Origin of the sequence: Pseudoalteromonas sp. Of7M-16, from assembly GCF_022347805.1 — a bacterium.
Taxonomy (GTDB): domain Bacteria; phylum Pseudomonadota; class Gammaproteobacteria; order Enterobacterales; family Alteromonadaceae; genus Pseudoalteromonas; species Pseudoalteromonas luteoviolacea_F.
On sequence record NZ_JAKRFY010000005.1, the window covers coordinates 189024 to 210268 of the forward strand.

At 40.9% G+C, this 21245-nt stretch carries 17 protein-coding genes; 3 read left to right on the forward strand and 14 right to left on the reverse strand.

Translation table 11 applies throughout. The annotated features are described in order from the left end of the window. Positions 1–353: 353 nt before the first annotated feature. The 3 genes from MHN81_RS07250 to MHN81_RS07260 all read right to left on the reverse strand — a co-directional run bounded on the left by MHN81_RS07250 (position 354) and on the right by MHN81_RS07260 (position 4510). On the reverse strand, positions 354–755 hold the full coding sequence (locus tag MHN81_RS07250) for a hypothetical protein (RefSeq protein ID WP_239425412.1): 402 nt from the start codon (positions 753–755) through the stop codon (positions 354–356). Positions 756–772: 17 nt separating this feature from the next. Further along, positions 773–2083 (reverse strand): hypothetical protein, encoded by a 1311-nt coding sequence (locus tag MHN81_RS07255; RefSeq protein WP_023401577.1) that lies wholly within the window; start codon positions 2081–2083, stop codon positions 773–775. A gap of 435 nt (positions 2084–2518) precedes the next feature. Continuing rightward, positions 2519–4510, reverse strand: coding sequence for a winged helix-turn-helix domain-containing protein (locus MHN81_RS07260; protein WP_239425413.1), 1992 nt, complete (start codon positions 4508–4510; stop codon positions 2519–2521). A gap of 310 nt (positions 4511–4820) precedes the next feature. On the opposite strand from MHN81_RS07260, the gene MHN81_RS07265 reads away from it, so the two are divergent. Then, positions 4821–6650 (forward strand): fused MFS/spermidine synthase, encoded by a 1830-nt coding sequence (locus tag MHN81_RS07265; protein WP_239425414.1) that lies wholly within the window; start codon positions 4821–4823, stop codon positions 6648–6650. A 123-nt stretch (positions 6651–6773) separates the two neighbouring features. Here MHN81_RS07265 and MHN81_RS07270 read toward each other — a convergent pair whose 3' ends face one another. From MHN81_RS07270 to MHN81_RS07285, 4 genes are all read right to left on the reverse strand, one after another. Next, positions 6774–7157, reverse strand: coding sequence for a nuclear transport factor 2 family protein (locus MHN81_RS07270; RefSeq protein ID WP_023401574.1), 384 nt, complete (start codon positions 7155–7157; stop codon positions 6774–6776). A gap of 356 nt (positions 7158–7513) precedes the next feature. Next, positions 7514–8755 carry a hypothetical protein gene (locus MHN81_RS07275; RefSeq protein ID WP_023401573.1) on the reverse strand — a complete coding sequence of 414 codons (1242 nt, stop codon included), beginning with the start codon at positions 8753–8755 and terminating at the stop codon, positions 7514–7516. 178 nt (positions 8756–8933) lie between these two features. Next, the gene (locus tag MHN81_RS07280; RefSeq protein ID WP_023401572.1) at positions 8934–9986 is read right to left on the reverse strand and encodes a hypothetical protein; all 1053 of its coding nucleotides are present in this window, start codon (positions 9984–9986) and stop codon (positions 8934–8936) included. A gap of 592 nt (positions 9987–10578) precedes the next feature. After that, entirely contained in the window at positions 10579–11547 is a 969-nt protein-coding gene (locus MHN81_RS07285) for an aldo/keto reductase (RefSeq protein WP_239425415.1), read from the reverse strand. Positions 11548–11671: 124 nt separating this feature from the next. Between MHN81_RS07285 and MHN81_RS07290 the strand changes: the two genes are divergently transcribed. Together MHN81_RS07290 and MHN81_RS07295 are read left to right on the forward strand one after the other, a co-directional pair. Beyond that, positions 11672–12562 carry a LysR family transcriptional regulator gene (locus MHN81_RS07290; protein ID WP_023401570.1) on the forward strand — a complete coding sequence of 297 codons (891 nt, stop codon included), beginning with the start codon at positions 11672–11674 and terminating at the stop codon, positions 12560–12562. A gap of 127 nt (positions 12563–12689) precedes the next feature. Beyond that, positions 12690–13865, forward strand: a complete 1176-nt coding sequence (locus MHN81_RS07295) for a divalent metal cation transporter (protein ID WP_052027451.1) — start codon at positions 12690–12692, stop codon at positions 13863–13865. Between the two features lie 60 nt (positions 13866–13925). On the opposite strand, the gene MHN81_RS07300 is transcribed toward MHN81_RS07295, so the two are convergent. The 7 genes from MHN81_RS07300 to betB form a co-directional block, all read right to left on the reverse strand. Beyond that, positions 13926–14204, reverse strand: coding sequence for a YfcL family protein (locus MHN81_RS07300; protein WP_023401568.1), 279 nt, complete (start codon positions 14202–14204; stop codon positions 13926–13928). Positions 14205–14217: 13 nt separating this feature from the next. After that, the gene (locus tag MHN81_RS07305; RefSeq protein WP_023401567.1) at positions 14218–15339 is read right to left on the reverse strand and encodes an ATP-NAD kinase family protein; all 1122 of its coding nucleotides are present in this window, start codon (positions 15337–15339) and stop codon (positions 14218–14220) included. After that, positions 15329–15883 (reverse strand): elongation factor P hydroxylase, encoded by a 555-nt coding sequence (locus tag MHN81_RS07310; protein WP_023401566.1) that lies wholly within the window; start codon positions 15881–15883, stop codon positions 15329–15331. The genes MHN81_RS07305 and MHN81_RS07310 overlap by 11 nt, the downstream gene beginning before the upstream one ends. A gap of 148 nt (positions 15884–16031) precedes the next feature. Then, on the reverse strand, positions 16032–16727 hold the full coding sequence (locus MHN81_RS07315; RefSeq protein WP_023401565.1) for a TorF family putative porin: 696 nt from the start codon (positions 16725–16727) through the stop codon (positions 16032–16034). Positions 16728–16729: 2 nt separating this feature from the next. Beyond that, positions 16730–17947, reverse strand: a complete 1218-nt coding sequence (locus tag MHN81_RS07320; protein ID WP_023401564.1) for a BCCT family transporter — start codon at positions 17945–17947, stop codon at positions 16730–16732. A gap of 172 nt (positions 17948–18119) precedes the next feature. Continuing rightward, positions 18120–19772 (reverse strand): choline dehydrogenase, encoded by a 1653-nt coding sequence (gene betA, locus MHN81_RS07325; RefSeq protein ID WP_239425416.1) that lies wholly within the window; start codon positions 19770–19772, stop codon positions 18120–18122. Between the two features lie 9 nt (positions 19773–19781). Next, the gene (gene betB / locus MHN81_RS07330) at positions 19782–21245 is read right to left on the reverse strand and encodes a betaine-aldehyde dehydrogenase (RefSeq protein ID WP_023401562.1); all 1464 of its coding nucleotides are present in this window, start codon (positions 21243–21245) and stop codon (positions 19782–19784) included.

Here is a 21245-nt window from a genome sequence, read left to right on the forward strand (position 1 = left end):
CAACCACAAAGCACTAATTATTATAATGACCTCTGATGTAAGAAAATGAGAGAAAATAAGAGAGGGAGAAGTGAGATAGACATAAAGGGTTATATACTGTTATTACTCGCTTTGCTGGCTACCATTATCCTCTATTGGTTCGCCCTGTATGCTCAGCACGCAAATTGACGACGAAGCGATTATGTTATAACAGGGAAACAGATACACTGGGCTATACGCGAATATGTGCACTTGATAAATCGGTTTGTGAGTCCTCTATTATGAGGAGATCCCTTAACTCCCCGCTAGTAGGCAATAAAATCTGTTGGTTATATTTTAGCGAGGGTCGAGCTATCAACCAACTGTTCGGCTTGTTATATGCCGCTTAACCATGAAGTATATTCGATATTATCAAAAGCTGAATTTGGTACGTATTCTTCTCCCCTATACACCCAACTTGAACCGCTCCAATTTCCATCTTTATACCAGCTAACAATCTGAATTTTATCAGTGATTAAATTATCAATGAATTGCAGCACATCTCGCCACTCTTCTTCTATATTTTCAAACCTTACTCCACCCCAATGGCAATGATATTTTCCAAAACCGACAATAACTTCTTCTTCATCGGTATCAATAGTAAGTTCCAGTTCGGGATAATCAGGACTAGCAATCTCTAACTCAAAATACCCGTTCACTTCTCGAGCTAAACCTTGCCAATTAGGATAAGTTGATTCAAGTAAGTGTAAGAAGTTTCGGCTAAATTGATTCATCATGGGCACTGAACGCCTCCTTAAGCGGTGAGTAATTTTCTAAGTATTGAATATTCCTGCTTAATAAGCTTGTGAACACTTTTTCTTGTTGGCTTACCTCTTGCCATTCTTTCCGACTTTATTGGTTCACTGTAAAGATACTCTAACTTTTTGTCACATCCATGGTGCCTAAAATACTCCATTGTATTAATCTTCGGAATTGGAAGAAGTGTACTTTCTGATTTACTGTATACCGCACCTTTTACTGGGTATAAAGACAACAGATTCCTCAACTTTTTATCGAAAGAAATAAACATAGGTATAAAATAACGACCCTCTCCAATACCATTCATAGCTACAATTAATTTTTCCATAAATCTAGGAGAAGCCATATCCCAAGCTATATTATCCAACTGTTTTAAAAGCCTAATAGTTCCTCTTCCTTTTTGAATTTTATGAAAGATTTCAACATTTTTTCTGTCTAGAAAGTACTTATGAGCTACTATAGATTCCCTGTCAAAATATGCTCCAACCACCTCATGAATATAGTCAAAATACTCAATCATTTTGTTCTTAGCATTTCTGTTAGAAGACAACTGTATTCGAACCATACCTATCAGCTGAAGTAAGATAAGCCTTTGGATAATTAAAAACTCAACTAAGTGTTCTTTACCAGCTTTTGACATATAAAAGTCATAACTGAAGTCTATTGCTCTTTTAGCGGCTTCCCGGTAAGAAAAAACGGGTTTAGGATTACAGTTTTTTTTATATTCTTTACAATCAATGCTACTAAACAATTGTAAGCTTATTAGGTTATTCCGAAAATCCTTGTTCAAGGACTTCCAGAAACTCATCTTTGACATACCTCCACTTTCGACTAAGTGAAGTAAATCTTTTACATTCTCAACCATGTAAAATAATGAATCGAAATTTAAATCATCATTCAGAATTTCATCTACAAGCGTAATTATTTTAGGCTGTAATTTTCCTAATGGTTCGCCTCTAACCAGTCTGTTAATATAACTAGCAATATTGGTATCGAACATAAGAGTGTAGTCTATACCAAATTTGATTTCTTTCGAATCAAACATGTCAGACAGTAGTTCATCTTCAAGAAAATATATATGGTGCGTTTCGAAATAGGGCACCAAGTATTCGATAGGTGATTTTGTATATTTCTTAATACTTAATGGTAGCGCACTCCTTTTATATGATTCCAAACACACAAACCCGACCAAATCAGAGTGACGACCTTGTAGCGAAGTCCACGCTAATACTGCATCACTAGGACTTTCAGCTATCGACAATCTGGATAAACATTCTTGTACACTACTTTGTCTTAAATCTTCCATATTTCTAAAACCAACCCCGATACCGGTGCTTCTCTTAAGCCCTAACGCCTTAATAACTGTAACCAACGGAATGTACGTGCGTCCAGCACCGAAGGCGCGAAGTTAATTGACTTGTTAGGCACGTCAGCTAATTGTGCCTATCCAAACACCTGCTAGTAAAGATAAAGTACTAAATGCCCATTTTTGGGTTTCATCATTGTATTTCTGCGACAAAACCACGAACAAAGCTACCAAACCAAAAACTATCGAAAACCCAAGTTTGATCCATAATTTTGTCTCTTCAGCTATCTTGACGAGCTATACAAGACATATTTTTATATTACCAACCACTTAGATATGCCTGTCCGTAAGAGTCCTTCGTTATAGTACCCACCCCATATTTGAAAAACGTTAGCACCTCGGGGACCTCGTAATTTGCGCCCCCTACACTACTCACTACTTCAATTTAACGAGTGTTTTATTCCGCTTAGGTTCAGTCAGAAATAACAGCTGGGAATAATCATGGTTTGCGTTGATCAACATTTTCTGTTCTTTATTGCCAAGCGGGAATTCTCTAGTATCGCCGGACAATAGGTTGTGCTCCAAGAGCGTATATTCATTTTCTTTTTCTACTGTCACAAACAATGTATTTTCTTTTGCTGTCACCCCAATTATGCCTTTATTTTGAGACTCCCAAACAGTCTCTACTTGGTTGCGCTCAGATAACTTAAAAACGCCTGACTCATTTGAAAAATACACGGTATCTTTGTCATCAAGACTCATCGAGTAGCATGAAAGGCGCGCACCAGACGCTTGATATGCACTAAGCTCGCCGGTATCTAGTTCAAACTTTGCAACATGAAAACCGTTACCATTTTGAGCACGATAAGAAACCAGTAACGCATCTTCATTCCTGAATGCCTCTCGAAGATAGAATGAGTGATAGGTGTGAGGAGCTTCGCTTACAACACCAGAGCTAATATCAATACGAAAAATCGCATTTTTGCTGGCAGTGAACACCTCTTTGCCATCTTTAGACCATGCAATTCCAAATAACTCATGATTGCTCGGGTTATCAAACAATAATCGAGCCTGACCACTCTCATATATAAATAATTGTTTTAGCCCAAAACGATGAGATTCGAACACAAATTTAGATGAATCTGGTGAAAATACAGGTAAGTAGTCGACAGAAGATGAATCGATGATGGGCACTAGCTCATTGGGGTTGTCTCGCGTGCTGTTGAGTATATCCACGTCTACATTTACCAGCTCCATGTATATTTCACTACCATCAGCAGAATAAACAGCATCTCGAACTATTTTGTAGTTTTTAAACTCAATAGGTTTTGTATCCCCCGCCAAATTTACTGATAGTAGTTTGTCGCGATTACTCAACAAAATGCTTTTGCCATCTGGATGCCAACTTAGCCCACTCAACCCGTTCTCAATTGTTACTAGAGTCTGAATGTCATTTTTTACCAGATCAAGCAAATCGATTCTGTACATATTCTGCCCAGCTTCAAACCCAAGAGCCACATGTGTTCGATTAGGTGATAGCGCCTGCATCAGCAGCCAATCTTGTCCTACAGACTGATTTAGGATTTCTTTTTCTCCACTGATCAAATTAACTGTAACAAGTTGCGTATCACTATTTTCTCTGCGCTTCTCAGTAAAGTAAACGACATGATCGTTGGCCCAATCCAGCTTGTGACTTGAGATCATAAAATCTGATGTCGTATAAATTGTTTTATGTTCAGGATTTACGGTTGAGTCTAGGTTGATAATAACCAAAGAGGACGTTTTTTCATCTCGTTTAGCAAATACGAGACCTTTACTGTCTGGTCGCCAACCCAAACTAGTGTAGTCTGCTGGTGACTTGGTCAAACGCTTTTCAATACCTGTCTTTAGCTGCTTAACCCAAATATGTTTACCACCTTCTTGCTCGCGCAAAAAGGCAATATGCTCTGCATTTGGTGCAACAACAAATGAAAACTCATTATGTTCACCTGTGCTGATCGGTAATAAAGTCAAAAATTCGGTTTTGTTGGTTGGTTGCTTCTGCATAAAGAGATAAATTGAGGCCAAAAGCAAAGCCACAATTACGGCGCTTCCTATGATAAGCAGCTGCTTTTTGGACTCGACTTTAGGCAGCTCTAAACTGTACCCTCGTTTAGAGTGTGTAATGATTAACGATGGGTTTTTCGCATCATCCCCAAATGCCTTTCTGAGAATTGCAATGCATCTTTGTACTGAGCTTGGGTTAAATATTGCCTGTGGCCAGACCGCGTAAAATATGTCCTCTTGACTTACAACGTTGCCTTGGTGTGTATGTAAGTACACAAGTACATCCATCACTTTTGGCTCGATGGTTTGAACCGAGTCAAACTCCCTGATCTGGCAGCGCTTTACATCAACATGAAAACTCCCTATCTCAAACTTCGACACATACAACTCCAAAATAAGCTTATTATTCATATATTAAGCTTTTCTTAAGACAAACTCTAGGGATATTACATTGCTACTGACTCTAGGAACTTAGCAAGCTGTCGAGTAACTTTAACGATATTCACAATAAACTATGATACCAGCCCTTTTTACTTCGATTATAGTACTCAGCGCATTTTTGCTGTTTCAAATTCAACCAATTTTATCTAAAGAACAACTGCCTCTATTCGGAGGGGGAGCTTCTGTGTGGTCCGCAAGTTTATTTTTTTATCAGTCTTTTTTACTTTGTGGTTATCTTTATGCGCACTACATGAGCCGAATAAAGGTAAAAACACAAATTTGGCTGCATCTAATTTTAATGGCCGTAGCCACTGCTCTGACATTTTCTCAAGTGGATAAAAGCACATTGACAATGCTACCTCCAACCTGGTCAGTTCTGATTAATTTACTGACACAAGTTGGACCTATTTTCATTATATTGAGTGCAACATCTATTCTAATGCAGCATTGGTATAGTGCAATTTTCCACAAATCGGTGCCTTACCATTGGTACGGATGGTCAAACTTAGGCTCCCTTGTCGCCTTACTCTCTTTTCCGTTTATTTTTGAAGTCTATTTAGACCTGACCATGCAAAAGCAAATATGGATAACCGCCCTAGCCTCACTTGTTATTATGGTGTTCATGCTCTCAGTCCTTTTATTCAAGCATAAATCTCAAATGCCAGATCGAAAAACCTCGACCAATTCAACAAACTTCAATGATAAACGGATCCTATGCATTGTGCTGGCGGCGTGCAGTTCAATGAGCTTGATCTCCACAACACAAATGATCAACGTCAACATCCCGCCAATGCCCCTTACATGGATTATTCCGTTAGTCATATATCTACTTACTTTCATCGCCGCCTTTTGGTTACCAGCACCAAAACAGAGCTTTTATACTTTAGCCGCACTCATATTCGCCGTTTTTGCAGGCGTAATGATGTATTTTCTTGGTGGACAATTTAGTGCAATTGAACAACTCAGTATGTACTGTTTGATACAGCTTATTTGCTGCTTTGTTTGTCACCGAACACTCAAATCAATTGCGCCAGCTAGCCAGTCAATGACCTCTTTTTACCTTTGCATTGCCGTTGGCAGCGTTATAGGCAGTCTCTTATGTTCAATTATTGCCCCCATAATCTTTAATCAATTACTTGAATACCCTATTACATTATTTTTGGTGATCTTCATTCACTTGCCCAGCCTTAAAAAAGCAACAACTACAAAATCACTTCAATTTATATACGCCCTAACTCTCGCTGTAACCGTCTGTGGTTTTAAACTATTAAACCAAGCATATACGAAGTTAGACATCGCTAGCGAAAGAAACTTCTATGGCTATATTTCGGTTAAGGACGTCCCCCTAAACACGGCTATAGAACGACGTTTGATTGACGGGACAACAATTCATGGCACAGAAGTACTCGAAGGACATCCAAATAATCAAAACAGCTACTATCACGCGCAAACTGGAGTCGCCAAAACACTTAATGCTCTGCAATCGAATGGTCCACTGAACATAGGCATAATTGGTTTAGGGGCTGGTACATTATCAAAATATGCAAAGCATCAAGACAAACTGACTTTTTATGAGCTTAACCCAGCGGTACATCATATGGCCCAGCGGTACTTTAGTTATTTACGAAGCAGCCGAGCAGATTTGGAAGTGAAAATAGGAGATGGACGCCAGCTTATCGCTGATGAAGTAGCTAAGCTCTTCCCTGCTCAAGATGCCATTATCATTGACGCCTTTTCCAGTGACGTCATCCCAACTCATTTATTGACTGAAGAAGCAATGACCATTTATTGGCAACGAATGAAACGCAACGGTGTTTTGCTCATGCATATTTCCAATAACCATATCGATTTGATGCCAATTTTACTCAGTCATAGTCAGCAATTTGATAAAACGCTTTTGCTATTTGAACACTTAAATAACAACCCAGCTCAGTTAAGCTCCAAGTGGGCAGTATTAACTAGTAACGAGCGTATCATTGCCTTGCTATCAAATCGTGCCACTACCGTGGGCACCGAGGATCATAACATGATCACTTGGACCGATGAAAAGCATAGTTTATTGCCATTAATTATGTTGTAGGCTGGTGTAGTCTGTTTTAGGTAGCTTAACCTTAGCCGGAAAAGTTTTGGACTAAGGTTATTGCAGCCTAGACCCTAGCGCTCCCTTTAATATCCAACATACTCAGACAATAATAAATCACCATCAGCTTACATCTTTGATGTAACTAATTTTACCATTGCAAAACTCGAAAAAAGATTGCCCTTTTACCGATAGTTCGTCGCCAGCTTTAAGCCCATTTGGCAGATCTACATCGAGTACGCCTAAATAGTCGATGCTGATTTTCGCTTGAGTCTCATCAATATATAGATCCGTTATCGTCTGATTACGCGCGCTAAATAGCTTGGCTGACTCCTTTGCAAGGTTTTCAAATTCCACCTTGCCTTCTGCCCTCACGTTTACTTCGCCATTTGATTCATTCTCAAACACAATGCTGTCATCAAACAATGTCAGCATTTGTTCAATATTAAATGCATTATAACTATTGATATATTGGTCGATGAGTGCCGCTTTATCATTATACAACATGCGCATATCCCTATACTTTCACTTTGCAATTCGGTCAAATAACAAACTACAGACAAATGGATAAAAAGCAAAGTGTTCGCGTTAAAAAGAAAGGTATTTTATCTGGATAAATAGCGGCTTTATTTATCGGCATGCAAAAGAGCGTCAGTCCAAAGCTTCGTGCAATTATCTATAAAAAATCATTGAGGTTGGGAGTGAAAACGGTCAACAAAAGCAGCCTGAAATTCTTTCAACGCTTTAACCTTAATACGAGGAGAGCATGCGTATGATGAGCTTCCTCCTCAATACAGGGTTCGCTCACCTGAGCGAAAACCGCACCCTATTTGCTGAGGTGCGGTGATCTCCTTCCTAAGGAGTTAGTACTTAAAGCGAGCAGGTACTGTGGCAGCAGCGTTGTTTCTTCCACCGCATACAATTCCTGTGTCATCCAGCGCACATACGTAGCCATAATCAAAGTCTATATCGATTGGGTTGACCAATTCTTGCATCTCATAAGGCCCAATCTGCGCAGGGCGAGTTGACCAACCAGACATACCTCGTTCATCGTAAGAGTTAACCCCTGGATAGCCAAACCTTAGCTCAGTGTGAGGTAAAAGCTCAGGTGCGTTAATATCTGCCGCAGGTGCTTGGCCCCAGCATTTCACACCTTCATCCCCTTTCGCACACGCATAGCTTAAACCAACAACAAGGTGAGTTGGGTTCGTGAAAGTCGGTACGTCAGATACCAAGGGCAAGCTTTTTGCTCCCCAGCAGTCAATACCGTCATCATGGCGAATACAGGCAGCTGAACGACCAACTTCTATATCACTTGGATTTCTTAGCTCTGAGTATCTAGGCGGTGCAGTATTTACCGCACCTGGATTCCATTTTCCTGAACTCCAGCAGACAATCTCGCCACTGTCTATCGCGCAATAATTTTCTGAAGTATGGGCTACAAATATTTTTTGCGGATCGGTGAATGTCACAGCTGTTGGCAGTGACTTCCAGTAGGAATCAACCCTATATCTTGAATGCCTGTTGGTCCAACATTTGACTTCTTGGCCAACAATCGCACAACCAGATTTATGATTGATTGCGATATCCTTGATATCAAATAACGGCTCCGGCGTTGGCATATATTGAGTACCGTCGGTTAATTTCCAACATAAAGTACCAGTCATATCTGTACCACACGCGATGCTGTGACTAACATCCACATCGATGATGCGGCTTTTCTTTTCAAACGTCACACTGTCACTCAGAATTTGACTATTGTCCTGATTGTACACGCTGTAATGATAGCTATAACTACCACGAGGGAAGCTGGCAGGCACATTTAGAAGCATGTTGGCATCTGCATAACTCTCACCTGGTGCTAGGTATAACTCAGTTGGAATAGCATCTACGTAGGTTTTTCCGTCTGGAAATACAACATGGCTATATACTTTGACCGATGCGTCAGCTGCACCGTTGTTTGTCACTGTTTTTTGAACCTCAAGTACACCGCCTTCCTTTCTTATTGAGGGGTTTTCTGACTGAGTTGTTAGTTGAATATTAAGTTGGGCATTGACTGAAAAAGCTGCAACTGCAAGCCCTGAGAAGAGAATTGGGAACTTCATTGTTTACTCCAAATAAATAAAGAAAATGCTGGAAAGGTATACATGTCCTCTGTAGTACCTAAATTCCAGACTTCATCACTTTATACAATATTTTATTCAAAGCAAAGGGTTAGAAAATAAAAAAGTGGCTAAAGGGCATATATTCCCTTTAACCACTCGGTTTACTGAGGGGGAGACGTTACTGAAAATACTCGTCCAATGCAGCTTTAAGGTGTCTCTGCATTGCATCACGGTGGTACTTTCTAACACCATAACTTTGTTCAAGGTGAATAAATCGTTTTGAAGATGCATCTGCGCTTTTGTGACAGCTATCAACCGAATCGTTGCTATGACGACCTTGGACATTCCATGTGCCACCTAAGCTTTTGGTATCATTCCCGTAAACACACGCTTTAATAACGCCTTCACTTTCTACACTGCGGCGAATTGAATGCAAAATACTATGCTCTTGTGGGTTTGTAGAGTAACGAACTGTTTCGCTTAAATTCAGCATTAAATCATTATCAGTACCGCACTGCGCCTGAAGCTTAGCGCGAGTCGTTTTTCCAAACCCATGGTATTGGATAAATATGGTGCTCAAATCAAAATCACTCATATATTCGTGCACTACTTGGAACAATGACTCTGTTTGATGTGCTACATCACTGGCCGAGTAGTTTGTACCAGTACATTCGCTCACATCATGGCTGCTATCTCGCCGTGTGCCTGCCAGCATAAGTAACTTAGTTTGTGTATATAAAAACGCATCTATGGCTTGTGTACCAGTAAATGAGTCTCTTTTTGGGTGTGGCGCTTGCAAAACGGCATTTGTGCCTTGTGTGTTAAGTACATACGTACCACCACCGATAAACTTGTCGCTGGGTAGCTGATACTTTTCTTGAAGCAAATAGTATGTTTTATCGGTATCGACATCGTTAAACTGGATCACTTGGTAATCTAACCCAGCGGCCAACTCACTGGCTAGCGGCCAGTTTTGCTGATGAAAGGCAGCAAACAATAGCCCAAACCCCTCTTGAAATTCATGGCTTGGCTGAACCCACTTATTATCCGCTTTTGTACCATAATTGTAAGACTTGAGATGCTTGTCTAATTCACCTGACATAATCACCAAGGCTTTGCTTGGAAAGCTCAAAACAGTCAACAATAATAATAGTAACGTAAAAAGTACGTATATGGCCAAAGGCCGAGAGCCATTGGCTAAGCGAGATGTATGGGTTTCAAATAGTTGCATATAACACTCCAGTGGTGTGTAACAAGCTGTATAAAGCAAACATCCCTGGACAACCAGTACCAAAGTACCAAAATTCAGCTAGTGACCATGTCAAAAGTTGCAATTATTATTACCAATATCTAAACAAAAGCTCTAGCTAAACTGTGAAAAATGAGCTTTTGGTATTACATCAAAAAAGGAACAAACAGTGAGCAAAAGGCGGAAAAATTTAACTCATTCAAGATCTTAAAGCACTGATACGACCACTAGTACTTTTTACATAAACACGGCAAGGCGAAAACGCTTAAAAAACCAAAACAATAGTATTAAATATCAATAACTTAACTAATTACCAAAGATTTCAACGCCAATGACGACAGATAATTCCAGTTAAAAAGAGTATTAGATTTTTATGACAAGACTAATACTCAAGACGGATAACTTACTTCAAAAACCTCGACGAAGAGGTTTCACACTATGACAATCATCTGTTAAAACGTTTTACGCAGTCAGTATATTTGCATAGAAGGGTTTAAAGAGGGTAAAAGAGCTGTTTTGCAAATGGCTATGTTGTCATAGCCACAGTGCTCTATCTTGTACCTAAGTTACTTTTCTAAGGCAGTGGCCTTCCTCTCGAAGTTACATACAGATTGTACCAATCACTTCTTTCAAGATGAATTGTTAGCGCCTGTATTGCACTTTTGATCCGTGTTACGTGAGTTGTGCCAATCACAGGTTGGATCTTAGCTGGATGCCGTAACAAAAAAGCAAGCAAAATAGCTTCCGAACCAACCTGATATTTATTCGCTAGAGTTTTGACCAGCTCGGCTGTTGCTCTTACCTTTGGGTCGTTAGAATCAATACCTTGCTCAGAATACAGCCCTCTTGCCAAGCTCCCCCACGCTTGCAGCTGGATCTGATGTCGTTGGCAGTACTCCAACGTCCCACTGACAAAGTCAACTTGGCTATTGCGCTCACTACCGACAGATACCCCATCATCAAGCCAGTCTAATCTTTGCAAACTCATTTCAATCTGGTTGCTGACAATGGGCATGTCTAACGCGCTTTGCAAAAATGAAATTTGGTGTAAGTTCATATTAGATACAGCGATATGATTGATTTTCCCTTGCTTTTTAAGGCGTAAAACCTGCTCCGCTAGCTCGTCTAGGACCATCAGTGGGTCGGGCCTATGCAGCATCAATACATCTATATATCCCAAGTTTAAACGCGATAAAATGCCATCTACAGATTCCCTTACCCAACTACTTGAAAAATCATACCGACCAACTTGTGCACCATCTTTTTTCCGAATGCCACATTTAGACTGAATGATCATACTTTCTCTATACAAAGGGTTTTCAGTCACTACTTTTTCAAATACCTGCTCAGCTCTGCCGTCGCGATAAATATCAGCATGGTCAAAAAAGTTGATGCCAGAGGCCAGCGCAAACTCAATGACCTCACGTGCTTGTTTGACATCACTATCTCCTATGTGCGGCCCGTTGCCGCCAAGGCCCATACATCCGTATGCTATGGGGCTTGCTAGAGGAAAGTGTTTGTGTAAGGGAATACCTGTATTCATACGTTACTCTTACTGGTAGAAAAGTTTATGTGCCTATATGATATTGTTCTTTAAATTGAATAAAAGAGATAAAAAAAGAACTCTTTGTTCAAAATAGTAAACAATGAATTTTAGGATAGTAAAAGTGAATGAGCATAAGCGCATTGAATTGCTGCTGCTTTTTGTCAAATTGGCAGAGGAGCTTAGTTATACCAAGGCAGCACTCGCTCTTGGGATCTCTAAAGGACAATTATCTGAAAAAATAAAGCGATTTGAGCAGGTATTAAACACGCCTCTGTTAGTAAGAACGACTCGAAATGTGAAACTGACTCAATATGGTGTGCAAGTATATGAGCAAGGTAAATTGATCCGAGCCCAGTTATTTGAACTCGAAAGAAGTGTAAATAATGACGAAATATCAGGGGTCATTCGTATCACCGCTCCGCGCATGTTTGCACAAGTTTACCTGAGCGAGATCTGCTGTGAATTTAAAAAGCGCTACCGTGAGATAGAATTTGAAATTGATGCAAGTTACCGCACACACAATTTAAACGTCAAAGACTATGACGTAGCCTTTAGAGCCACTGTATCTCCTCCTCAAGATATGGTTGCCATAAAACTTTTTGACTATCAACATATTATCGCAGCCTCGCCTAACTATTTAAGTGAGGCAGACTGCTTAACTACACCATTAGATTTAGCCCACCACACATGTATTGTGGTCAATCAACAAAAGCAATGGCCTTTTAAGGAACAGTCTATTTCCGTTACGGGATGGCTTTCAACAAATGATAATAACTTGGTGAAACAATACGCGCTGCAAAATGTAGGACTTATCCGCATCGCTGACTACTTTGTGAAACAAGAGCTTAAAGCAGGAAAGCTAATATCCGTGTTAGATGAATTTATAGAAAAACGCAGTAACGGCATGTATTTGTTTTACCCACAAACAGCACAACCTGCGCATAAACTCAGAACTTTTATTCAATTTGTTAGAGCATATTTCGAACAAACCAACTGTGATAATAAAAATTAACAAGCTGTATCATAAAGTTTTCACTTGGATAATTTTTTTCACGCGCTAACATAGCAAACAAAAACAAGGAAACAACGTGTTATCAGGCATTATTTCTAAAAGTAAGTCGTTAGGTCCCGGTATTTTAATGGCGACGGCGGCCGTAGGTGGCTCTCATCTCGTCGCAGCAACACAGGCTGGCGCATTATTTGGTTGGCAGCTGTTGTGGCTTATCATCATCGTCAATGTGCTCAAGTATCCATTTTTTCGTTTTGGTGTTGAATATACAATACATAGCAAACAGAGCTTAGTACGTGGTTACAAAGACAAGAACCCCTCTCTTTTCTATCTGTTTTTTATCATCAATTTACTCGCTGCGGTGGTAAACACAGCCGGTGTATTGCTGTTAACAGCAGCGCTCTTACAATATATCTTGCCCGGTGACTTGGCATTAACCACCTTGAGTTTTGGGCTTTTGTTTGTCTGTTTAGGCATACTCATTTTTGGCCATTACAAGCTACTAGACAGTGCTAGCAAAGTAATTATGGCATTTCTATGTATAGCAACAACAGCTGCGCTGGTAGTGGCGCTGGCAAACGGGCCTGCACATCCGACTCCGCAAATTGCGCCTTCTCCCTATGAACTTGCATTACTGGGATTTATGGTGGCATTGATGGGTTGGATGCCTGCACCTATTGAAATATCAGCCATCAACTCTCTGTGGTTGAAAAGTAAATTGAGAACAAGCAATCTCACCAAAAAACAAAGCCTATTTGATTTCAACCTCGGCTACGCTTTAACGTTAGGGCTCGCGTTGATGTTTTTCATACTCGGCGTGATGCTGCAATATGGCCAAGAACAGAAAATTGAATTGGCAGGTGTCGCATTTTCAAAACAACTTATTGATATGTATGCTCTGACTATCGGAGAATGGTCTCGTTGGCTTATCGCTGTGGTGGCTTTTTTATGTATGTTTGGTACGACACTTGCCGTATTAGATGGCTACGCACGAACATTGGATGAAGCTATAAAAGTCATAAAACCACACGAGAAGAAATATAGCTTGTCTCTGATAATTGGCTTGCAATCAGCCCTTGGTATGGTGGTTGTCTTATTCTTCAAAGGCAACCTAAAAGATATGCTGATGTTTGCCATGACTATGGCATTTTTGACCACCCCATTTTTTGCTTGGCTCAATTTGTCTTTGATCAAAGGAGAGATTTATGACTCACAACCAAAAGCAGTTAAAGTACTAGCTACACTAGGTTTATTCTATTTGGTGTCATTTTCAATGCTGTTTGTAGTTTGGCGCTGGGTATTGTAATTGGAAGAGAATGCCGCAAGGGGTAACACTCATGACTTTTAAGTCATGAGTGTTAAAAGATTAAGCGGCAAGCGCTTTTACTTGCTCCCAAATGCTGACAACATGCTCTTTGTCTTCATCTGTTAATTCGCCATTTCGATACGCTTTAACCAGGCTCTCTTCAATTTTGCTGTTTAATTCTTGAGGTTGAAGATCAAGCTCCTCAACTTGTGCGTACCCGACTGCTAAGTCAAAATGACCACGTAAATAACCACCAGCAAACAGCTCATCATCATCTGCACGGTCAACTAATTCATCAAAAAACTGCTGTGCAGCCTCTACATAGGTTTCAAATGACATTCCGTCTCCTCACTTATTCTTGATGCCCAACGGCATACATCACATGGTCATTGTACCCTGTGACGACTTTAATATATCCACTTAACTCATCATCAAGTGCTTGATCGCCCGTATCTGCAATGAGCGGACGGCCATTTAATGCTTGTAGCTTGCGTTTTGTCGCAACCACAATAATATTCTCTTTGCCAATTTGCCTGATTAACTCAGGACTCAGCTGCTGGTTACCTCGCCCAAAAATGTGGCCTTGGCCACCGATTAATGTGATCACGAGTTTAGTCTGATGACCTTGGGTAAGCTCAAGTAATTGCGCTGCGGTCAAATCTTGACCCAGCAGTTCATGATCTTGAACCAGATCGACACCTAATAAAGTGTTTTCTAGGCCCAATTCCTCCATGACAGCTTCTACTGTAGAGCCGGAGCCCATAATGTACCTCTGATCTTCATCCATCTCAGAGATCACATAAGCCGCAATGTCGGCAAGGACCAGTTCGTCGCTTTCTTTACCGCCATTTTTAACACTTTGGACAAAACGAACTTCACTGGGTACTTGCATTTCACCGTAGCGCTTAGCCTTGACAGTGCCTTGTCTAAAAGCGGTTTCATCTATGTCCATCACATCGGCTTCAGCCAAAGTGACCAACTCGCCTTTAATCAGCATTTCGACAACTCGACCAGCCGCTTTAGGTGTAATGGCATAAACACCACTGTGAATTTTACATCCCGCAGGAACACCTAGCACTGGGGCTTTGTCTTCAACCACAGCACAAATATTTCTTGCCGTGCCATCACCACCAGCAAACAAAATAAGATCAACGCCCTGCTCTATAAGCTTTTGGGCCGCTATTTCAGTATCTTGTGGTGTCGTTTCATCATCAGCATGATATACAACGTGCGTTTCAAAGCCCAACTCGCCCGCGATGCGCTCGCCCATTTCTCCTGAAACAGTGAAAATAGCAATATTGTCTTTAAATGGTATCAATTGCTCCAAAGCAAGTTTTGTGCGGTTATTGGATTTCGGTTCAGCCCCCAAAGCTAATGCTTTTTGCGCTGTGTCTGCGCCATCGCTGCCCTTTAAGGCAACGGAGCCCCCTAATCCTGCAACTGGATTTACAATTAATCCGAGTTTAAATGACATTTTCTAACTCCTGTGGACAATCCCATGAAAACTGTGCCTGCTGCAAAGGCCAAGGCGTGTTATAAAACCTCGACAAAGCGCTAAGCAGTTGCTCGGTACGCGCATTAAAACCGTGCTCTAGCAGCAGTAATACCTGTTCATGCACTCGCTTTTGAAAGCTAAATCGACATGTTTGTTCGCCGTTTAAGTTGTCTACCGATACATTAAAATCGAAACCAGCTGCGACGCTAAGCGCCCACTCGATGGCTTGCGGTTTAACCTCAACCTTTTCAAATTCTGCTTGTTTGGCCTTGTCTCGACCATCTGGGCAGTACCAATATCCATAATCTTCTAGTAAACGTCTCGCTTCACCAGCGACAAGCCAGTGGGCAATTTCATGTAATGCGCTGGCATAAAAACCATGGGCAAAAACCACTTGATGAAATGAGCACTGCTCGTCGGCGGGTAGATAAATTGGCTCATCGTCACCTTTGACCAAACGCGTATTGTGCGTGGCCGCAAACTGTGTGTCGAATATATTTTTGAGATCAGATATTTGGTGCATAAACGCAATTAGAGCGCGGTCATTCAATGGCGGGAGATTGTACGTACTTTTGGCATGAAAGTAAAAAGATGCGGCTGTAAAACCCTAATTTAAACACGTCTTTTGCTACCTTTAAACACCTTCCTTGGTGTTAAATTTACTTAGCTGGTTACATGGAAAATGAACGAGATACAGAAACAACGACCCTTTCATCTGCTGTATCAATATCTAAACTCGTATTTTCTGCCGCTACTTCAAGATTAAACTCATCAATACTTGTTTGATAGGCTAATCGATAGTGATGATATGATTTATCATTTTCCTTCCACAACCATTTTTCTCCATCTAGAGAATTGGATACATCAAAGCTCGCTTTTATAGCATGGTTAGGAGCAACTTCAACTGTATGAGCTATCATAGCTATTGTATGGCCCGCGCCTGAACCGAAGTAGTCCCAGCTGTACCAAAAGTTAAATTCAGTATTGCCCAAAGCATTGTCATAGCCAAATTTAGCATAAGCTTCTGGATAGTTTCCGTCATTTGACTCGCTCGCGCCATGATATGTGTAATAAGCAATACCAAAGTCAGCACTCCACAGTGTGTTGAGCTCTATAAACTTACCAACATAAAAGTCCCACTCAATATCTGTATCACCAAAGTCGACATTAGATGCCCAAGAGCCAGCATATACGCCGTTATCAAATGCCTTGTCCAAACTCCCTTGAATAGCCGGGTCGTTTTGCGTCTGACTTACACCATTGAAGGTATAATCGGACGCAGCTGTCACAGTTGTACTCCAGTCTGCCATCGCCAAGTTAGAACATAAAAGTAGTGGAAGTAGATGCGCTTTTTTTGAAATATTCATAATTAACTAACTGTTTTTATCTTATTAAAATCGATTTTGTTATCTTCAGGCGAGCTCTGAATCTTACGGACCATTTGCATCTTTTTGCTGAGGATAAACCCAAAACACGCAAAAAATATAGCAATAACTATCGCCCCAACCCATTGGATTTGTAGAAAATTCAACTGAAATAAAAGCGTCAATAATGACAACGAGATAATATTGAGCAATATATAGTTACGCTTTCCTAACCGTTTAACTGTTAGGTTTAAGTTATCGGTGTACAGTCTGACAAGTGAATCCAAGGAATTGATAACAAACACCACACCCACAAACACCATTGCAAAGTTAATTAATCCATCGGTTGCGATTCCGGCTTCATGGTAGTGGTACAATACGGCAAACCATGCTGCAATCGGGATAGATGGAAACACAAGCATGGCCGCGAGTACTTGATAAGTTTTTAATCCGCCTACAAAGCGTGCCGTAAATTGACCTATCATAATGCTCCATGCAAACCACCAAAATAAGTAGAATTCGTGATAATCATTGAGAGGTAATACAAACTGATGCATATTTGCAAAATAGTCACTCATTAGCGCTAAATTACTGAAGTAATTACTAACAGTGCTATCTCCAAATACAAATGCATTTAACCAAAGTAAGACGATAAGTCCAATAAAAACCCACGCTGTCGAAACACTGAGCAACTTTACGTATTTAATGTCAGTGCTTGAATACACTGCCAACGAAATAGCAACAAAGACAATAAAATAGAATGAAGTTACTATGGACTCACCATCTCCCACACTTGGTAAGTACCATGGCAAATTAGACAGTAACAAATAGGCTGTGAATGCACACGTACCCACAATGACAACATTGTTAACTAGCTTCACCAATGGAATTTCAAAAAACTGAACTTTAGGTTCAATTACGCAGAAATAAAAACAGGTAAGGAAATAAAACCCCCAGATCAAAAAGCCCCAGTAGCCAAATTCAATAGCCAATGGGTTGGTAAATCCATATTCTGGGCTTGTGTTTATGTCTGCGTAACCAGCAAACTCGGTTAGTGGGAACATGATCAAACCAACATCAAGCCCCGAGGTGAACAATATTGCAATAAAAGTAAATGTTTTTACGGGTGTGACACCAACAACTTGAACACTGCCCCATTTGTATAGGATAAAAGCGATAGAAAGTAGGGTAAAAAGAACACCTGCACTAAGCCAAATGGTCATTGTCGCCCTCCCAAAATAAATAAAAATAACTCATTTTTTTTTCCCGTATAAGGTTGTTATTGTTTTGTTTGCCTGACTGACACAACCTAACTTTTGCAATGTTAGTGATGCACTCACCTAAGCAAACAGGTGCCCGGCCTTGGTGGCCAAGCATCAGGTGAGAATGAACAAACTAGCGCTGTTGTTCTTGCCAATTGGGATGAATATGCGCACTAGCATTGGCAATTGGTAAAGGCTTGTTACCTAAGATTAAATCGGCCGCTTTCTCTGCAACCATGATTGTTGGTGCATTCAAGTTGCCATTTGGTATGGTTGGATAAATAGATGAGTCGACGACTCTTAGACCCTTTAAACCGTGTACACGAGTTTGTGAGTCGACAACTGCCATGTCATCATCACCCATCTTACATGAGCAAGATGGGTGGTATGCACTCTCTGCTGCTTGACGCACAAATTCATCGATCTCTTGATCGCTTTGAACATGCTCTCCCGGCTGAATTTCTCCATCACGATATGCGTCAAAAGCGGGCTGTGAAATGATCTCACGAGTCAAACGTACACATGCGCGAAACCCTTCAATATCATCTTGATGCTGTAAATAGTTAAATTGGATCTTAGGAGAGACTTTTGGGTCTTTTGACTGTATTAGCACGGAGCCTCGGCTTTTTGGTTTGTTATGTCCGACATGGACCTGAAAACCATGACCTTCAAATGCTGACCTTCCATCATAACGGATCGCAGCTGGCAAAAAGTGATACTGAATATCGGGCCATTCAACACTCGCCTTAGAACGAATAAACGCACAAGACTCAAAATGATTGGTTGCGCCCAAACCAGACTTGTTCAACAACCACTGTGCCCCGATTAAACCTTTTGAAAACAAGCCCAACTTACCATTGAGTGTAATGGGCTGCTTGCATTTGTATTGAAAGTAGAACTCTAAATGATCTTGTAAATTTAAGCCTACACCTGGCAAGTGATGTTTCACCTCCACCCCTGCACTTTCGAGCGTTTTGGTATCACCAATACCCGACAGTTGCAAAATATGCGGAGATCCTATTGGCCCGGCACTTAAGATAACCTCTTTGCTAGCCTGTACGGTCACATTTTGACTTTTATACGTATATCTAACACCAGTTACTTTTTTGTCTTCCAGCAGTACCTTATTCACCAATGCGCCTGTTAATACCGTAAGATTCTTCCGACTTTTAACAGGGTCCAAATAAGCTCGACTAGTAGAACTGCGATAGCCGCCTTTTACAGTCATGTGCATTGGCCCAAAACCTTCTTGCTGCTCTCCATTGTAATCAGCGGTGACGGGGTAACCCGCTTGCTCACCCGCCTTTATAAAAGCGCCGTATAAAGGGTTGGCCATTTCATTTCCATTGTTTACGCCCAGTTCTCCATTGCCACCACGGTAATCATCTTCTCCTTTAAGCCAAGTCTCAGCCTTTTTGAAGTAAGGTAGGCAAGCTTGATAATTCCACCCCTTTGCCCCATGAGCTTCCCATTCATCAAAATCTTTGGCATGACCACGGACATAAACCATGCCATTGATGGAGGATGACCCGCCGAGTACTTTGCCTCTAGGGCAATGCATCTTTCGATTGTTTAAATATGGCTCAGCTTCAGTATGAAACTGCCACGCATACTTATCGGTATTCATCGGAATTGACAATGCCGTTGGCATTTGGATGAAAATACTTTTATCTGAACCACCAGTTTCTAATAGCAAAACTTTGTTTTTGGGGTTTTCAGATAAACGATTGGCCAACACACAGCCCGCAGAACCTGCACCAACAATAATATAATCAAACGTTGACATGAGGCCCCCTTAAAATGGGCTGTCGATTTTGCTCATACCTACATAAACAGACTTTGTCTGAGTATAGTTATTAAGCGTTTCAACTCCATTTTCTCTGCCTATTCCCGATTGCTGATAGCCTCCTACAGGCATTTCGGCAGGTGAATTACCGTAGCTATTGATCCAACAAATACCAGCTTTAAGCTGATGGATGACACGATGTGCACGTTGGATATTAAGACTAAAAACACCAGCACCTAAACCTAGCTCGGTATCATTGGCTCTGGCAATAACTTCATCTTCATCCTCAAAAACAAGCACACTCATAACTGGGCCAAAAATCTCTTCTTTGACAATAGTCATTTCATCTGAGCAATCAATAAACACGGTCGGAGCAACAAAGTATCCGTTCGGTGCTGACTCAGGTTTAAGTGCATGACCACCGGTTAACAACGTCGCACCTTCTTGTTTTCCCTGTTCAATGTAATCTAGCACCAACTGTTGGTGCTTTTTCGAAATAAGCGCTCCAAGGTTTACATTAGGATCAAGGGGATCTCCTGCAACAATATTTTGCTCTGTACGTGTTTTAAGTTCAGTCAAAAACTCCTGATATATGTTTTTATGTACATAAACACGTGTACAGTTTGTGCAAATTTCACCTTGTGTGTAAAAATTGCCAAGCATTGCTGCACTAACCGCTTCAGATATATCGGCATCATCAAATACAATTAGAGGTGATTTACCACCAAGTTCCATTGTGACATCTTTCAAATTTGATGCTGCACTTTGCATTACTTTTTTCCCGGTCCCAACTTCGCCGGTAAAAGATACCTTTTCTATATCAGGGTGTGTTGATAGCCATTCACCTACTTTGGCTGCGCCCTGTACAACATTGAACACACCTGCAGGCATACCCGCTTCAATAAAAATTTCTGCTAGTTTAATCGCCCCTAAAGGGGTTTCTTCTGATGGTTTGAAAATCAGTGAGTTACCTGCAGCAAGAGCTGGACCAGACTTCCAGCAAGCAATTTGCAATGGATAGTTCCAAGCTCCAATTCCTGCACATATACCCAGCGGTTCTTGACGAGTATAAAAAAAATCTTCCCCTACAGGTTGCTGTGCGCCCATTTGCGTAGGAGCAAGACCTGCGAAGTATTCGATAACATCCGCACCGGTTTGAATATCTACACAGTCAGCTTCTTGAATGGGCTTACCGGTGTCTAACACCTCAACTTTCGCCAGCTCATCATTTCGTTCTCTCAGTAAATATACAGCTTTATTGAGTATCCTACTGCGTTCAACTGGCGTCATTGCCGACCACTTTGCAAAACCTTGCTGAGCACTGCCAATTGCTTGTTTTTGAATATATTCATCGGCAACCTCAACGTGATACATCACTTCATCAGTCGCAGGATTTACAACCGGAAATGTTTCTTTTGATTGGTTAGCGACAAAAGCGCCATGAATAAAATTTTGATAAACCACTGCGGTCAT

What these genes read in the sequence shown, in the direction of transcription:
- MHN81_RS07280 (WP_023401572.1), bottom strand. Translation starts at nt 9,986, where the DNA reads ATGCAACTATTTGAAACCCATACATCTCGCTTAGCCAATGGCTCTCGG.
- MHN81_RS07250 (WP_239425412.1), bottom strand. Translation starts at nt 755, where the DNA reads ATGATGAATCAATTTAGCCGAAACTTCTTACACTTACTTGAATCAACT.
- MHN81_RS07275 (WP_023401573.1), bottom strand. Translation starts at nt 8,755, where the DNA reads ATGAAGTTCCCAATTCTCTTCTCAGGGCTTGCAGTTGCAGCTTTTTCA.
- MHN81_RS07265 (WP_239425414.1), top strand. Translation starts at nt 4,821, where the DNA reads ATGAGCCGAATAAAGGTAAAAACACAAATTTGGCTGCATCTAATTTTA.
- MHN81_RS07320 (WP_023401564.1), bottom strand. Translation starts at nt 17,947, where the DNA reads ATGACCATTTGGCTTAGTGCAGGTGTTCTTTTTACCCTACTTTCTATC.
- MHN81_RS07270 (WP_023401574.1), bottom strand. Translation starts at nt 7,157, where the DNA reads ATGTTGTATAATGATAAAGCGGCACTCATCGACCAATATATCAATAGT.
- MHN81_RS07310 (WP_023401566.1), bottom strand. Translation starts at nt 15,883, where the DNA reads ATGCACCAAATATCTGATCTCAAAAATATATTCGACACACAGTTTGCG.
- betA (WP_239425416.1), bottom strand. Translation starts at nt 19,772, where the DNA reads ATGTCAACGTTTGATTATATTATTGTTGGTGCAGGTTCTGCGGGCTGT.
- MHN81_RS07285 (WP_239425415.1), bottom strand. Translation starts at nt 11,547, where the DNA reads ATGAATACAGGTATTCCCTTACACAAACACTTTCCTCTAGCAAGCCCC.
- MHN81_RS07295 (WP_052027451.1), top strand. Translation starts at nt 12,690, where the DNA reads ATGGCGACGGCGGCCGTAGGTGGCTCTCATCTCGTCGCAGCAACACAG.
- MHN81_RS07300 (WP_023401568.1), bottom strand. Translation starts at nt 14,204, where the DNA reads ATGTCATTTGAAACCTATGTAGAGGCTGCACAGCAGTTTTTTGATGAA.
- MHN81_RS07305 (WP_023401567.1), bottom strand. Translation starts at nt 15,339, where the DNA reads ATGTCATTTAAACTCGGATTAATTGTAAATCCAGTTGCAGGATTAGGG.
- MHN81_RS07315 (WP_023401565.1), bottom strand. Translation starts at nt 16,727, where the DNA reads ATGAATATTTCAAAAAAAGCGCATCTACTTCCACTACTTTTATGTTCT.
- MHN81_RS07255 (WP_023401577.1), bottom strand. Translation starts at nt 2,083, where the DNA reads ATGGAAGATTTAAGACAAAGTAGTGTACAAGAATGTTTATCCAGATTG.
- betB (WP_023401562.1), bottom strand. Translation starts at nt 21,245, where the DNA reads ATGACCGCAGTGGTTTATCAAAATTTTATTCATGGCGCTTTTGTCGCT.